The 15,346-nt window shown below is 25.7% G+C and carries 17 protein-coding genes; 8 read left to right on the top strand and 9 right to left on the bottom strand.

Annotation, left to right across the window (positions count from 1 at the left end):
- Nucleotides 1-62 precede the first annotated feature (62 nt).
- The 3 genes from CKV87_RS04585 to CKV87_RS04575 all read left to right on the top strand — a co-directional run bounded on the left by CKV87_RS04585 (nt 63) and on the right by CKV87_RS04575 (nt 2,317).
- Complete coding sequence (locus CKV87_RS04585) at nt 63-572, top strand: hypothetical protein (protein WP_012012639.1); 510 nt, start codon at nt 63-65, stop codon at nt 570-572.
- Between the two features lie 8 nt (nt 573-580).
- Entirely contained in the window at nt 581-928 is a 348-nt protein-coding gene (locus CKV87_RS04580) for a hypothetical protein (RefSeq protein ID WP_012012638.1), read from the top strand.
- A gap of 87 nt (nt 929-1,015) precedes the next feature.
- Nucleotides 1,016-2,317, top strand: a complete 1,302-nt coding sequence (locus CKV87_RS04575) for a M99 family carboxypeptidase catalytic domain-containing protein (RefSeq protein ID WP_012012637.1) — start codon at nt 1,016-1,018, stop codon at nt 2,315-2,317.
- A gap of 30 nt (nt 2,318-2,347) precedes the next feature.
- Here the strand turns inward: CKV87_RS04575 and CKV87_RS04570 are convergent, their stop codons facing one another.
- The gene (locus CKV87_RS04570; RefSeq protein WP_004509094.1) at nt 2,348-2,542 is read right to left on the bottom strand and encodes a YgaP family membrane protein; all 195 of its coding nucleotides are present in this window, start codon (nt 2,540-2,542) and stop codon (nt 2,348-2,350) included.
- Between the two features lie 156 nt (nt 2,543-2,698).
- On the opposite strand from CKV87_RS04570, the gene CKV87_RS04565 reads away from it, so the two are divergent.
- Both CKV87_RS04565 and CKV87_RS04560 read left to right on the top strand, forming a co-directional pair.
- Entirely contained in the window at nt 2,699-3,400 is a 702-nt protein-coding gene (locus tag CKV87_RS04565) for an alpha/beta fold hydrolase (protein WP_012012636.1), read from the top strand.
- Nucleotides 3,401-3,481: 81 nt separating this feature from the next.
- Nucleotides 3,482-4,075 (top strand): FAD-dependent oxidoreductase, encoded by a 594-nt coding sequence (locus CKV87_RS04560; RefSeq protein WP_004509092.1) that lies wholly within the window; start codon nt 3,482-3,484, stop codon nt 4,073-4,075.
- A gap of 14 nt (nt 4,076-4,089) precedes the next feature.
- Here CKV87_RS04560 and CKV87_RS04555 read toward each other — a convergent pair whose 3' ends face one another.
- Entirely contained in the window at nt 4,090-4,698 is a 609-nt protein-coding gene (locus CKV87_RS04555; protein ID WP_012012635.1) for a hypothetical protein, read from the bottom strand.
- A gap of 157 nt (nt 4,699-4,855) precedes the next feature.
- On the opposite strand from CKV87_RS04555, the gene abc-f reads away from it, so the two are divergent.
- The 3 genes from abc-f to CKV87_RS04540 are packed head-to-tail and all read left to right on the top strand — an operon-like array spanning nt 4,856 to nt 8,424.
- Complete coding sequence (gene abc-f, locus CKV87_RS04550) at nt 4,856-6,805, top strand: ribosomal protection-like ABC-F family protein (RefSeq protein WP_012012634.1); 1,950 nt, start codon at nt 4,856-4,858, stop codon at nt 6,803-6,805.
- 38 nt (nt 6,806-6,843) lie between these two features.
- Nucleotides 6,844-7,287 carry a GatB/YqeY domain-containing protein gene (locus CKV87_RS04545; protein ID WP_012012633.1) on the top strand — a complete coding sequence of 148 codons (444 nt, stop codon included), beginning with the start codon at nt 6,844-6,846 and terminating at the stop codon, nt 7,285-7,287.
- Between the two features lie 21 nt (nt 7,288-7,308).
- A complete protein-coding gene (locus CKV87_RS04540; protein WP_012012632.1) occupies nt 7,309-8,424 on the top strand; it encodes a GGDEF domain-containing protein in 1,116 nt (371 codons plus the stop codon).
- Between the two features lie 13 nt (nt 8,425-8,437).
- On the opposite strand, the gene modD is transcribed toward CKV87_RS04540, so the two are convergent.
- From modD to CKV87_RS04505, 7 genes are all read right to left on the bottom strand, one after another.
- Entirely contained in the window at nt 8,438-9,283 is an 846-nt protein-coding gene (gene modD / locus CKV87_RS04535; protein ID WP_012012631.1) for a ModD protein, read from the bottom strand.
- A 57-nt stretch (nt 9,284-9,340) separates the two neighbouring features.
- The gene (locus CKV87_RS04530) at nt 9,341-10,489 is read right to left on the bottom strand and encodes a sensor histidine kinase (RefSeq protein WP_012012630.1); all 1,149 of its coding nucleotides are present in this window, start codon (nt 10,487-10,489) and stop codon (nt 9,341-9,343) included.
- Nucleotides 10,476-11,138 (bottom strand): response regulator transcription factor, encoded by a 663-nt coding sequence (locus CKV87_RS04525; protein WP_012012629.1) that lies wholly within the window; start codon nt 11,136-11,138, stop codon nt 10,476-10,478. The genes CKV87_RS04530 and CKV87_RS04525 overlap by 14 nt, the downstream gene beginning before the upstream one ends.
- Nucleotides 11,135-12,079 carry a cache domain-containing protein gene (locus CKV87_RS04520; protein WP_012012628.1) on the bottom strand — a complete coding sequence of 315 codons (945 nt, stop codon included), beginning with the start codon at nt 12,077-12,079 and terminating at the stop codon, nt 11,135-11,137. Before CKV87_RS04520 ends, CKV87_RS04525 begins: the two co-directional genes overlap by 4 nt.
- Nucleotides 12,080-12,094: 15 nt before the next feature.
- Nucleotides 12,095-13,093, bottom strand: a complete 999-nt coding sequence (locus tag CKV87_RS04515; protein WP_041644909.1) for a c-type cytochrome — start codon at nt 13,091-13,093, stop codon at nt 12,095-12,097.
- A gap of 95 nt (nt 13,094-13,188) precedes the next feature.
- Nucleotides 13,189-14,499 carry a DUF2971 domain-containing protein gene (locus CKV87_RS04510; RefSeq protein WP_012012626.1) on the bottom strand — a complete coding sequence of 437 codons (1,311 nt, stop codon included), beginning with the start codon at nt 14,497-14,499 and terminating at the stop codon, nt 13,189-13,191.
- A 23-nt stretch (nt 14,500-14,522) separates the two neighbouring features.
- On the bottom strand, nt 14,523-15,305 hold the full coding sequence (locus CKV87_RS04505) for a TIGR02757 family protein (protein WP_012012625.1): 783 nt from the start codon (nt 15,303-15,305) through the stop codon (nt 14,523-14,525).
- Nucleotides 15,306-15,346: the final 41 nt, after the last annotated feature.

The following is a 15,346-nucleotide window of genomic DNA, read 5'->3' as shown; positions in this document are numbered from 1 at the left end:
TATCAAAATTTTAACAAAACTTATTATAATCTGCCTAAGTTATTATTTTATAGGAAACATAAATGCAAGAAAATGAACTAAAAGCCTTTATAAAAGAAAATTCACCTTTGATATATGAATACATTAATAGTGAACTATTAAAAGATATTGGAGTGATGTCATCTGATTTTTTCGTAAGACTAGTTGATGAGTTTTTAAAAAAAGAAAATAAAATTTATGGAAAAAATATAACAGCTGATACTTTAGGATATTATCTAATTTGTGAAGTTTTAGGAGAAGCAAAACAAGCTTTTCCATTTTTTAGAAAAGATACTTTGAATTTAGATAAGATTTTTAAAGAAGTAAAGGTTTATTTTAATCATGTGAAATTTTCTATAAAAGATGATATTTTTACTATTTCTTTAGTTCAAACAAAAGCTGGTGTTTCTACTTTAGATGAAGAAATTATCAAATTTTCAAAAGATTTTCCAATGAAAATTTCAGGTTTAGATGAATTTATCTCAAAAAATGACAAGTTAGCATTGACACAAAGTTCTTTAAAAATAAAAGAAGATATAAAAAATATTTTTTAAGGAAACAAATGAAAATCTCTTATCATCGAAGACGCAAAATAAAAACAAGAAGAATAGCCATAAGAGATTTGATTTTAAGAGGTATTGAAAATCCAATAGATTTAGCCGAAAAGTTAAAAGTTACAGTCCAAACAATAAAAAAAGATTTAGAAGCCATTAAAACTATGGATGAAGAAGATTTCAAGTTTCAAACAAGACAAACATCACAAGAGATACTTGAAAAAAAAGATTTGATATTAAAAATGTTAGATGATGAAAATTATTATAATGAAAATGGTGAATTAAATATATCAAAAATCACAAATGAACTAAAAACAAGTAGAGCAACTGTTATGTCGGTTTTAAATGGAGAATAAAAATATGACCTTAAACCACATCTAAATAGCCTTTTGCTATTATACAAGCCAATTTTTGGTAATTTTTATTAGAAACTTAGGAGAAATATGAAGTTTATTGTTGTTTTTTTACTTTTAGTAATCAACCTTTTTGCTGTAACAAATAGAGATTTCAGCATCTACAAAAAAGAATCTCAAACACCAAGTCACACTTTGCTTATAATTGGTGGAATTCATGGAGATGAACCTGGAGCATATTTTGCACCTGCTTTTTTTGAAAAGTATTATAAAATCACAAAAGGAAGCGTTTGGGTTATACCAAATATAAACGGGGATAGTATCATTGCAAATCAAAGAGGAATTTATAATGATATGAATAGAAAATTTAGCGTTATTGAAAAAGATGACCCTGATTATTTCATAATAGAAAGAGTAAAAAAGATTATATTAGATAAAAAAGTTGATTTGATTTTAAACCTACACGATGGACATGGTTTTTATAGAGAAACTCATGAAAATGCAATCTTCAATCCAAAAGCTTGGGGACAAGCTACGATAATAGACCAAGACAAGATAAATGGACTTGATAAATTTGGTGATTTAGACAAAATTGCGACTCAAGTAAAAAACAATCTAAATAAAGATAAATTGTTCCAAGAATTTCACTCTTTTGGTGTAAAAAATACTCAAACAAAGTTCAAAGATGAACAAATGCAACTTTCACTTACATATTTTGCCATAACAAACAATAAACCAGCATTTGCAATAGAAACAAGCAAAAATATCACTGATTTAACAGAAAAAGTTATCTATCAATTAAAATCTATAGAAGAGTTTATGAAAATCATGGATATTGAGTTTCAAAGAGATTTTGATATAAATAATTATGAAGAAGTTAAAAAAAGACTTTTTGATTTTGGTGAAGTAAAAATAAATGAAAATATTGCTTTCGATTTAAGTGACACTAGAAAAATATTAAGATTTATACCTTTAAAAAAAGAGAACAATGAATTTAAATTTGAAAACTCTTTGGGTGCTACAAAAATAGTTGATAATAAATACGAAATATATATTGGAAACATAAATGTAACAAATCTTTTTCCTCAAATTTTTGACGTAAAAGAGTACAAAGATAGTATAAAAATTGAAGTTGATGGAAAGGTTATAAATACAAAACTTGGTGAAGTAATAGATGTAAAAAATAGTTTTAAAATAGTAAAAAATGACTTTTTCAGGGTAAATGTTATTGGATTTAGTAAAACTGGTGTAGATAGTGAAGATGACATATTACTTAAAAAATCTGATATGGTTGATAGCTTTTCAATAGATACAAACAATAAACAATATAGAGTAGAATTCTATAAAGACAATAACTTTTATGGGATGATTACAATAAACTTCATAGATTAAAAAAGAGGATAAAAAAATCCTCTTCTCTTTTTAAGACTTCATTCTTGGTGTACACTTTTTACTTATAATACAAACTGGACAAAAACCAACTAATCCTATAACTAATGGAATAATTCCTAAATAAAACCACACAATTCCTGTAAAATATCCAATAGCTATTAAAACTAATCCAATAATAATTCTAAATGGTCTGCAAAATGCTCTTATTTTCTCATATATATTCATTTTATTCTCCTATTAATAAATTTTTGTAAATTATTATATAACTATTCTTAATTTATTATAAATAAGTAAAACTTATTTTATTAAGACGAGAATATATTAGTTAAGCCTATTTTTTGTACAATTTTTAGAATTTAAACTTAATATTTAGGCTTTATTGTGAAAGAAAAAATATATTTTATTCCTGGACTTATGACTGATAATAGACTTTGGAAGAGAGTTTTACCACTACTTGATGATAAATATGAGATAGTTCATATTTCTATACCTCAAAGTACATATTTTGATGAAATAAATAAAATTCTTTTTGAAGAATTTAAAAATGAAGAAAAAATAAATCTTTTAGGATTTTCTTTAGGTGGTTATATTGCTTCATATTTTGCAATAACTTATCCACAAAAAATAAAAAGACTTTTTATGGTTGCCGCAACTGCAAGTTCAACTCCAATTGATGAATATGAAAAAAGAAAAGAGTACTTAAAGAAAGTGCAAAAAGGTAAATTAAAACTAAGTTATAAAAAAGCTTTATCTTTAGTTGAAGAAAAAAATCAAAATGATGAAGATTTGATAAAAACGATAATTGATATGTTTGATGAACTAGGAAAAGAGACTTTTATATCTCAATTAACATCTACACTTAATAGAAAAGATATTTTTGAAAAACTAATAAATTTAGATTTTCCTATTTGGATATTTTATAGTAAAAATGACCGACTTTTAAATAAAGAAGCACTAGAAAAAATAAATCTTTTAGAAGATAAAATAAAAATAATCTCACTTGAAAGTACAAGCCATATTATACCTTTGGAATATCCTAAAGAATTAGCAAATAATATAAAACTTTGGATGAATGCTTTTTGAAAACTATTATCATAAAATTTAAGAAGCTTATTATTAGACAAGTATTATACTAATGACTCAAAATTTTCTAAAGGATTTGATATGAAATATGATGTAATTATAGTTGGAGCAGGAGCTGCTGGATTTGGTTGTGCATTAACACTTGCTAGTGCAAATGACAAATTTGACTGGGCAAAAGATAAAAAATACCTAATTTTAGACAACAACAAAAGTGATTTAAATGTTGGAAAATACTGCAATGTTGCAGGTGTTGAATTTGGAATAAATGGAGTTGATTTACTAGAGAAAATGAAAAAACAACTTACAAATTATAAAGATTGTGAACTAAAAAATACAACTGTTTCAAAAATAGTAAAAAATAGTGATACTTTTACAGTAACAACAGAAAATGAGACTTTTGAAGCAAATATTGTTGTACTTGCAACAGGTTTACATAAATTTGAAATTGAGTGTGCAGGAGTTGAAGTAAAAGATAATAACTTTGTTCCAAAACCAAACTTAATTTATTTAGCAAATAAAAACAATATTATTTCTGAAAATCTATATGTTGCTGGACTTGCTAGTGGTGTTCCTACAATGTTTGCTTGCGCAAGTGGAGATGGAACAAAAGTTGCTTGTGATATTTTTGAAAAATGGGCAGGAAAAGTAGCTGTTGTTCACGATGTAAAAGCTTAAAAAAAAGAAGAAGATTATTCTTCTCCTTTTAATGATTTTATTTTTTCATCGATTAGAGCTAAAGTTCTTTCTTGAGTTTTATATGAAATCTCAGGAAGTTGTCCTCCAAATAGTTTTTCAGCTTCTTCAAAACCTTTTACTATTCCTTCTCTTCCTTTTTGTAAAAGTTCCAAATCATCACCTGCAAAACTCAATACAAAACCTGCAACTCTATCAGAAGTTTGAGTTACACCAAAAAATCCATCTTCACTTACAAGTTGTGTTGCTTCGTCTTGAGATAACTGTAAAATTGGTTTTCCTTGATAACCTAAATCACTAAGAGTTAAACCATCACTTGTTCCACCATTCAAAAAACTTAAAACATCATTTTGTTGATCTGTTAGTCCTGTTAAACCAAATTGAGCAAGACTATTTGTTTTTGTTACATTTGAAGCATTCATCTCAAATAAAATATATTGAGCATTCATTGATATTGTAACTTTTGTTGCTGAATCATTTACTATTTCTTCTAAAGATTTCTCTTTAGTTTCTGGTTGTTTTGTAGTTGTTGAACTATTTACACCACTATTCGAGTTTTGTTTAAACGCATTTAGAGCTTGACTTGTACTATTTGAAACTTGCATAAAAACTCCTTTTAATTTTCTAAATTATACATTTCTTAAAGTTAATTTAAACTTATAATTATTTTTTTATTATTTGATAAAAAATATTAACCATAAAAAGCCACATATAACACTTTTTTTGATAAAATCACACTTCAAAATTAAAGGGTTTTTATATATGGCACTAATCGACATTCAGAATATTTCAAAACAATACGATACTAAAGTTATTTTAAAAGATGTAAATTTCACTTTAAACAGTGGACAAAGAATTGCAGTTATTGGGCAAAATGGTCAAGGAAAATCTACACTTTTTAAAATAATTATGAGAACAGTAGAACCTGATAGTGGTGAAATGGCTATCGATAAATCAATAAAAATCGAGATGCTTGACCAGCAACCAAAATTCAAAGCAAACTTAACAGTAAGAGAAGCAATTGAAAATCAATTAACTGAGTTAAAAACTGCAAAAGTAGAATATGAAAAAATCACAAATGAGCTTATGACAAACTATGAAGATGAAAATCTTTTAAGAAAACAAAGTGAGTTAGCTTCATTTTTAGAGTTTCATAATGCTTGGGATTTAGATAATATGATTGAAAGAGTTTTGATTGAATTTCAGTTAAAACAATATGAACTTAAAGATGTAAACTTGCTTAGTGGTGGAGAACAACGTCGAGTTAGTCTTGCAGGGCTTATTTTGAAAAAGCCCGATGTTTTACTTTTAGATGAGCCTACAAACCACCTTGATGTTTATATGGTTGAGTTTTTAGAACAACTTTTATTAAAAAACAATTTTACTTTACTTTTCATCTCTCACGATAGATATTTTATTGATAATATAGCAACAAGCGTTGTTGAAGTTGATGGTGGAACATTAAGAAAGTTCAATGGCGGATACTCTTCATATTTAGAACAAAAAGCTCAGATTTTAGAAAATATGCAAAAAGAGCATGAAAATCTTTTACGAATGGTAAAACGTGAAGCTCACTGGATGCAACATGGAGTAACGGCTAGAAGAAAAAGAAACGAAAGAAGAAAATCTGAATATTTTGATTTAAAACAAAAAGCAAGATCTAATCCTGCTATGATTAGAAAGATGTCTTTAGAACTTCAAAGAGAACAAAAATCTTTTAATGGTGAAGAGAAACAACAAAATAGAAAAAAAATGCTTTATGAATTGGACAATGTTTATAAATCTTTAGGTGAAAAAGAGTTAATCAAAGACTTTACAACTAGAATTTTACAAAAAGATACTATTGCAATAGTTGGACCAAATGGAAGTGGGAAATCAACTTTATTAAAAATTTTTATGGAAAAACTAAAAATTGATAAAGGAACTTTTAAAAAAGGTGATTTCAATATAGGATATTTCGACCAACAAAGAGATATGCTTGATGACAATAAAAATCTAATGGAAACTTTCTGTCCAAATGGTGGAGATAGAGTAATCCTTGATGATGGAAGAAATATGCATGTTTTTGGATATTTGAAAAACTTCTTATTTCCAAGAGAATACCTTGATAAAAAAGTGGGTGTTTTAAGTGGTGGAGAAAAAAATAGAGTTGCTCTTGCCCTACTTTTTACAAAAAAAGTTGATTGTTTGATACTTGATGAACCAACAAATGACTTAGATATTCCTACAATAAATATTTTAGAAGAGTATTTACAGAATTTTCAAGGTGCTTTGATATTTGTATCACATGATAGATATTTTGTAGATAAAATAGCAAAAAAACTCTTTGTATTCCAAGGAAATGGTCATATTATGGAAAGTTTCCAACCTTATAGTGAATACTTAGAGATTGAAAAAGAATTAAAAGAACTTGATTCTTTAGAGTTTGATATAGAAAAAGAAAAAACATCTGTTCAAGTTCCTCAACAAGCTAAAAAACAGACAAAACTATCATACAAAGACCAAAGAGAGTATGATTTATTGCCAAAAGAGTTAGAAGAGTTAGAATCAAAACTAGAAGAAATAAATAACTGTTTAGCAAATCCAAAATGTTATGAACAAAAAGGAATTGTTGCTATTTCAAAAGAGTTAGAAGAGACAAAAGAACTATATGAATTAAAAGTTGAAAGGTTTTTAGAACTTGAAGAGCTAGTTGAGAGCTTTAATTCATAAAAAGATATAATAAAAAATAATTTAATAAGGGAGTTTAAATGAGTTTAAAAGAACAATTAAATGAAGATTTAAAAACAGCAATGAGAGAAAAAAATGTTGTTAAAAGAGACTCTATAAGAGCAATAAACACAATGATAAAACAAATTGAAGTTGATGAAAGAAGAGTTTTAGATGATGCTGAAGTAATCAAACTGATTCAAAGAGGAATAAAACAAAGAGAAGAAGCAATAGCACAATATAGCGCTGCTTCAAGAGATGATTTAGTACAAAAAGAGCAAGAACAAGTTGATGTTTTTATGCTTTATTTGCCAAAACAATTAACAAATGAAGAATTAGAAGTAGGAATGAAAGAAGTAATCAGTGAAGTTGGAGCAACAACGATAAAAGATATGGGAAAAGTTATGGGAGTTGCTTCTAAAAAATTTGCTGGTGTTGCAGATGGAAAAAGAATAAACGAAATGGTGAAGAAGCTTTTAGCATAAAATATTTTTAGGAATGAAATAGTGAAGAGATTTTTAAGTCATCTAAATGAAGTAGAAATAAAAGAAGTAGCAGAAAAAAAAGTTGATAGCTTAGAGAAGCTTATCATTCTTTTACTAAAACGTGTTCATCCACAAAATGTAGAGATTTTGGTATCTATTTTAAAACAGGCATTAATTCCTTCTATCTGCGTTGAAGTTGATGATGAAATAGAAAAGTTATTTGTAGAAATTGAAAAAAATCCAAATCTTTTATTTAATAAAGCTATTCAAATTCATATTGAAAAACTAATTTTAAAAAGATTTGAAAAAGATAAGTTAGTCGTTGTTCAAAAAACTTCTGATATTTCAAAACTTGTTTTGATGATGGAAGAGTACTTCAATGAAGCTATTTCAAGTAATGGTTCTGGAACAAAAAATATTTTAAATATCAGAGAAAAAATCGAATCTATAAATATAGCTCAAGATGGAATAGAAGCTCTTACAAAATTACAAGATGAACTTGTAAATGCAGCTTCTATGATAGAAAAAGAGATGAGTTCAGTTACAAATAAACTAGAATCAGGGAAAAGTCAAATTTTAGCTTTGGAAGAAAAGATAAAAAGTTTAGAAGATGAACTTACAAAAACAAAAACTGAAAATATGACAGACCACTTAACTGGTGTTTTAACTAGAAGAGCTTTTAGTGATGAAATAAAAAGAATAGAAAGTTCATACAATAGAATAAATACTCAATATGCTGTAATATTTTTCGATTTAGACCACTTCAAAATTTTAAACGATAGTTATGGTCACGAATGTGGAGATGTTGTATTATCTACATTTGGAAAGATTTTAAATAAAACTGTAAGAGAGCATGATTTAGTTGGTCGTTATGGTGGAGAAGAGTTTATTGCTATTATTCATTTTAACTTAAATAGAGAGCTTTTACAGTTTTTAAAACGAATAAAAACAATAGTTACAGAAAACAGCTTTTTATATCAAGACAAAAAAATCAGAATCACTTTTTCAGCAGGAGTTGCGATAAGAAATAGCTATCCAACTTACGAAAATGCTTTGCAAAAAGCTGATGCGTTATTATATAAAGCAAAAGAATCAGGAAGAAATAAAATATTACTTGAAAATGGAATGGAAATCTAATTTCTATTCCTTCTTATATCAAAGAAATTTTACTTCCTAAATTTGCCATTCCACACGAATACATAGAACTCGTTACAATTGCATCTACTTGAGTTTTTGCATACTCTTCTACATTATTTAAATTTATACCACCTGTTGCGAGAAGTTTAACATCTGCAAAGTTTTCATTTTTATAATCTACAATTTTTTTTATAGTTTCTATATCTAGTTTATCAAGCTGTAAAACATCAGCTTTAGCTTCAAGAACTGCTTTTGCATCTTCAAAAGTAGTAACTTCCACGACTATTTTTTTCTCAGGTGCTTTTTGTTTAAATACTTTTAACTCTTTGTAAAATTCTTCATCATTTTTATAAACAATTCTATGATGAGCAAAAAATAAAATAGTTTCACTCAAATTTAATCTATGAGGGAAAGCTTGACCTACTAAAATAGATTTTATACAAAATTTTTTAGAAAATGGATAAGTTTTTCTAGTTGTTAAAAGTTCACAACTACTATTTACTTTTTCTATTTTTTCTTTCATATTATTTGTGTAAGTTGCTATTTTACAACTATATTCAAGTAAAAGTTGTACTGTTCTCCAAATTTTATGAACAGTATTATAATCTCCACTAAAAGCTAAGATTTTATCTCCTGCTTTTAATTTTTGCTTTGAAGGGATAAGATATTCTATTTTACAATTTTGAAGTATTGCTATTCTTGAAGCTTCTTCACTACAAGATACTATAATATCTTCTCTTGTAAAAATCTCTAATTTTGCTTTTTTATCATTTATATTTTGAAGATATGTAGTCAAATCCAAGTAAGGAATATCATCATTTAGATATTCTAAAAGTTCATTGTCACTAAAGTTTATCATTTCACATAACCATATTTTAAAGTTCAAACATTATATACAGAATAATATAATGAAAAACTAAAAGATTTTACCAAAACTATAAATAAAAGTAGTTCCTTCTTGTACCTTTGATATAACTTCTATTTTTATATCATTTTTGTCACAAATATTTTTTACAATACTAAGCCCTATTCCAAAACCACCAGTTATTTTATCACCTCTATAATATCTTTTAAAAATACTAGAAGTATCTTTTATACCAACACCTTCATCTTTAAATGTTAGCTTCAAATCTTCATTTACAGTTTCTAAAATTACAGTTATATTAGAGTTTTCTTTTGAGTATTTTATAGCATTTGAAAGGTTATTATCTATTATTCTATAAAGTTCTATTTCATTGAAATTTATTTTGATATTTTTTTCTATAAATTTAGTAAAACTAATATTTTTTGAAATAGCTAAGTCATTGAAAAACTCTACTCGTTTTTCTAAAAATATTGATAGATTTATAGCTCTTTTTTCATCTTTTACAGCATTTTGTTGCATATAATATTCTAAATCTTCATAAATAACTGTCATATTTTTTAGTGCTGATTTTATTCTTAAAATATTTTTATCGTTTTTTAACCGTATTGATAGAATATCAATATTTATTCTTGCAACTCCAATAGGAGTTTTGAGTTCATGCATTGCATCTTTTAAAAATTCATCTAAATAGATATTTAACTTTTTATATGGTTCAATGCTTTGTTTTATTACAAAAAATGAGAGTAAAAAGATGAAAAAACTCACTATTAAAAGAAGAATTAAAGCATTATAAATAACTTCACTATAATCAATATTTTTACAAACAATCAGAAAAGAAGCACTCAAAATATTTGAAGACAGATACTCTTTATAACAAAACTTATCATTAAAAGTTTGGAAATCTTCATCAAAAAGTTCTAAAGGAGTATTTGAGTGAAAAATTTCTTTTTTATTTTCATCAAAGATACTAGAAAAAAATATATTTGAGCGTGGATAATAAAAGATATCCTTGTTTTGTTTCTCGAAATTTTCTATTATTAAAACAACTTGATTTGCATAATTTTGTAAATCAAGTTTATCTTTTATATTTTGATTTTTTATTGTTGCATCTATATAAAAATATATAGGAATAAAAGCTATAAGAAGACTAATTGTAACTTGTATTACAACATATTTTAACTCAAGTTTATTGTTTATCAATCTTATATCCTAAAAATCTCTTAGTCTTTATAAAATCTTTATTTGTCTTTTCTCTAACTCTCTTAATGCACATTCTTATATCTGCATACGAAATATCTTTCTTTTCCCAAACATTTTCATGTAAACTCTCAATAGATACAAAAAAACCACGATTTTGTACTAAAAAAGCTACAAGTTCAAGCTCTTTTGAACTAAGTTCTATAATAATATTATCCTTATACAAAAGAGATTTTTTTATACTATATTTAAAACCAAAATCAAGCACAATTGCATCATCACTTGTTTGAAAATAATTCTTTATTTGTTGCTCTATTCTATGTTTTAACTCTATCATATCAAATGGCTTTCTTATATAATCATTACACCCTAACTCATATCCTTTACTTAAATTCTTTATATCTGTAAGTGAAGTTAAAATAATAATTGGAGTATCAATAAAAGCCTCTCTAACATATTTTACAAGTTCAAAACCATCCATTTTAGGGACTCTAATATCAAGTAAAAGTAAATCATATTTTTTATCAAAGATTGCATTTAAGGCATCTTCACCATTATCAAAGTCATCAACTATAAAATCTAACTCCTCTAAAAACTCTTTTATAGAAATTTTATATAAATAGTCATCTTCCAGTAACAATATCTTTATCATCTAATTATTATCTCTTTTTTTGAAATATCTTTGTCATCTCTCTTTTCGCTTTTGATATTTATCTGTCCAAAATAGTCATAATTTGGTAAATATCTAAAATTATTTATATTTTTGTCAAAACAGATAAGTAAAATTCCAACACTACCATTTTCAAATCTTCCTAAAGGAAGTTGAGTAAATACTCTATCTTTTGTTTCATAATAAAAACTCTCTTTTTTAAGATAGTTTGGATTTTTTAATAAAATATCAAATAAATTTTTACTAAAACTATTTTCTAAAATCACATGATTTTCTAACTCCATACTATTTTTATGGTATGTTGCTATATTCAAATAGTTTTTCTCAAGTAAAACTATGGAGTCAATTCCCAAAACTTTTAACCTACTTACAAGTGGGTTAAAATCAACTATTACTTCAATAGAACCGATAAAAGAGTTTTCACTATTAAAAACTGGTGCGATAGCTTTAATATTAAATCTTTTTCCTAACTCACTTGAAACATAAGGTTTATTTGTATTTTTTACTTTTACAAGCCCTTCTCTAAAACTTTGAAGTTTTAAGCCAAAATCTTTATCTTCCCAACTTCTTGTAAAAACTTCTAAATCTTTTGTATGAATTTGTATATCAATACTATTTTTTGTATATGTTTTTATAATATTCAAAAGTTTTAAAAGCTCTTTTTTTAGCTCTATATGGTTATTCTCTTCTAAATTTTTGATAATATCTTGATTTTTTGAGAACATTAAAGCTAAAGATAAAGCTTGATTTTTCTGATTTTCTAACTCATTTTGTACAATTTGCACTTGATTTGATACAAAAATATCAAGATACTTTTTGTCTAAAATATTGTTATATTTATATAAAAAATATAAAATAATAGTTATTATAATAATGAATAGAATAAATATCTTTTTGTAAGTTTTTATAAAAGGGAGTATCATAAAGATACTCCTACTTTATTTGTTAGTTTTAATAAACTGTCCAAATGGTCCAACTTGTTTTTCAATAGGATCTTTTCCTTCAATATATGTATCAGGAGCTTTTACAGATGCATCTGGAAAATCTTTTTCTCTATTTGCTTTTTCTGGTCTTTTATGCTCATTCATATTCATAAAAGCTGCAACGTTATAAGCTTCTTCATCTGTTAAAATAGGATTTTCATGTGTTGCACCTAAAGGCATATTTGCTTTAATAAAATCCATAGCTTTTAAAGTTCTGTACATTCCAGCACCTTTGTTATAGCTATCTTTTCCCCAAAGTGGCGGATACATATATCCATTTGCCTTACCTTCATTTTTAACACCTTCACCGTTTGCACCATGACAAGCTGCACATTGTGTATCATACACAACTTTTCCTTTATCTGTATCGGCTTTAGTTGTTTGTATCATTTTTCTATTAACTTCAGCTAAACTTGAACCTTCTACTTTAGCACCTATTGGAATACCTTGACTTAACCAATACATATAAGCTTCAAAAGCTTTCATCTCTTTGCTACCAAGTGGAAGAGCTTTTCCGTTCATACTTCTTTCCATACAACCATTTATTCTATCTGCTAAAGTTCCAATAGTATTTTCTCTTGGTCTATATTGTGGAAAGTTTGCAAATACTCCAATAAACCCAGCTGAGTAAGCTTTTGTCCCAGCATCTAAATGACAGCTTTGACATGAAAGATTATTTCCAGCAAATCTCATCTTTTTATCTTCGACTTCAGGTCCTATGTATTTGTACGTATGAGTTACTAACTCTTTTCCATATTTGATTAAATCACCAAATTGATTATTTGGAATAGTACTCTCATCTGGAGCTTTCCACTCTATTTTTGGTCCTTCGTATTTGTATCCAATGTTGTTTCTTTCTTTGATAAGATTTTTATCAAATTTAACAACTTCATCTGCAAATAATGAACTTACAGCTAATGCACCAAATAATGCAACAGTTACAATCTTTTTCATAAATAATTTCCTCCTACTATTTATCTTAAAAAGACTATAACATTTGTATGTAACACGAATATAACAATATGATATCAAAAATATATTTCTATTGTTTATGTATTCTTAATATTATTTATTTCCTCCAATTTACTTATTCGTTTTTCCACTTCTCCATTTTCATTATCTATCTCTTCTTTTCGTTTATTTAAAGTTAAAAATTCTATATTTAAATCTAATTTATTTTGTTTAGCTTTTTTTATTAAATCATTTATGATATTTACATCCAATTTTTTATGCTGTATATTTTTTGATTCTTTACAATAAAAAGCTTGATAAAACTCAAAATCTAAAATATTATTTTCATGACATTTATTTATTATAATCTCTATTATCTCATCTTTTTTATTTTGAGGAGTTTTTATACCAAAAATTACACCTTTTAAACAATTAAAGTCATATTTTAGTTTTCTATCTTCTTCTTTAATTTCATAATCCATCAATCTATTTAAAACTATTCTATACTCTTTTTCATACGTCCAATCTTTAGTTTTTGTCAATTTATTCTTTTCATATTTATCCCAAAAAAGTTTTCTCCATTCTTCTTGATTATTTAAAACTTTATCAAATAAAATACTTTTATTTTTATTCTCATCTATATAAAAACTTTCTACCAATGGTTGGGGTATTTTTCCCAATGACTCAAAAAAATTTATTTCTTCGAAATTACCATTATAATTTACTTCTTTTAACTTTAATCCTGTGTAAACATTTAAAAATGGTATTTCTCCTTCATTATTTGTTTCAAAAATCAAACAAACTCCGCTATGACCTTGTCCATAATGTCCCCAAACAGATGAATTGTAAGATTCTTTTAAAAAACTAGCTATATAATATTTAGGATAAGTAAATTGTTCTATAACTTCTAAATAATGAGAATAAAAATTTAAAAGGAATTGAAGATTTTGTAAATTATCATTTTCAAAAATTTTACTTTCTAAGAATGAAATATCTCCAATAAAACTAAGATTTATATCTTTTAAAAAACTTTCTAATTCACTTCTTGAAATACTATCTTTGTTTATAAATTCATAAAATTTATTTTTGTTACTATCACCTAATAAATCAAAATAATATTGTTTTTTTTGTAAATCAATTTTTTCAAATATAGGAATAATTTTATTATCAAGTTTAATTTTTTCTCCAATTACTTGGTAAATCAAATTAACTTTACTAAAACAAAATATAAAATGAATAATTAAATTCTTCCAAACAACTTCATCACCTTTAAAAATAAAATCCATAAACCCTTCCATTGGGTCATTTAGTTTATCTGTTGATTGAAAAAATATTTCTTGATTTTCTAATTCTTTATATTTGTCTAATAAACTATCAAGGTTTCTAATTCTATAAAATCTTTTTTTCATTTTATTTTCCATACAAATATTTTTTATAATACAATTTTCTCCTGCCCTATTCTATATAAACTAAAATCATATTTTATAGGGTCAAGCTTATCAAACTCTTTTAGTTTATCAGTTATCATCAAGGCTGATTTTAAATCATAGTTTTTTCGTGTCAATAATCCAAGTTTTTGACTCACTTTAAAAGTGTGAGTATCAAGAGGAAGTATCAAATCTTTTTTATCTATATTTTTCCAAAGTCCTAAATCAAGATTATCATCTCTTATCATCCATCTAAGATACATATTCCATCTTTTATATGGAGCATTTCCATTCTCTTTTATAATTCCTTGTTTATCTCTTTTTAGTGGACTTGAAACTAAAAAAGTAAAACCTTGTGAGTTATGATTTGCTACTTTAAAAATCTTTTGGATTAAAGTATCAATACCTTCTAAAATTGAGTTCTCTTTTTTGTAAGATTCATAAAATAAGTTTTGTAAACTATTTTCTTGTTTCATTCGTCTAAAAGTTTTAAATATAGCTATTACATCAGCACTATTTTGAAATCTATAATAGTGATTTTTAAGTTCTTTTTCTATTTTCTCTTCACTTTCATTTAAAAGTGAAAAGTCCAAACTATCCAAAAATTTAACTATCAACTTTGCATTTCCATAAGCAAACAAAGCACATAAAAGTATGATAAACTCATCATCGTATCTTCTTGCAACCAAAAGTGGGTCTGGTTTATCATAACTTATTTCAAGGCTACTATTTCTACTATTTACTTCTATATCTAAAAGCTCTTTTATCTCTTTATCTTTTTTTGTCATAAAATCCCTAAAATTTATCAAAAATATATTTGGTTATAATA

The organism is Aliarcobacter butzleri (assembly GCF_900187115.1).
GTDB classification, from domain to species: Bacteria; Campylobacterota; Campylobacteria; order Campylobacterales; family Arcobacteraceae; genus Aliarcobacter; species Aliarcobacter butzleri.
The sequence above is the reverse complement of the archived record's forward strand: the minus strand, read 5'-3'. Positions and strand labels throughout refer to the sequence as shown.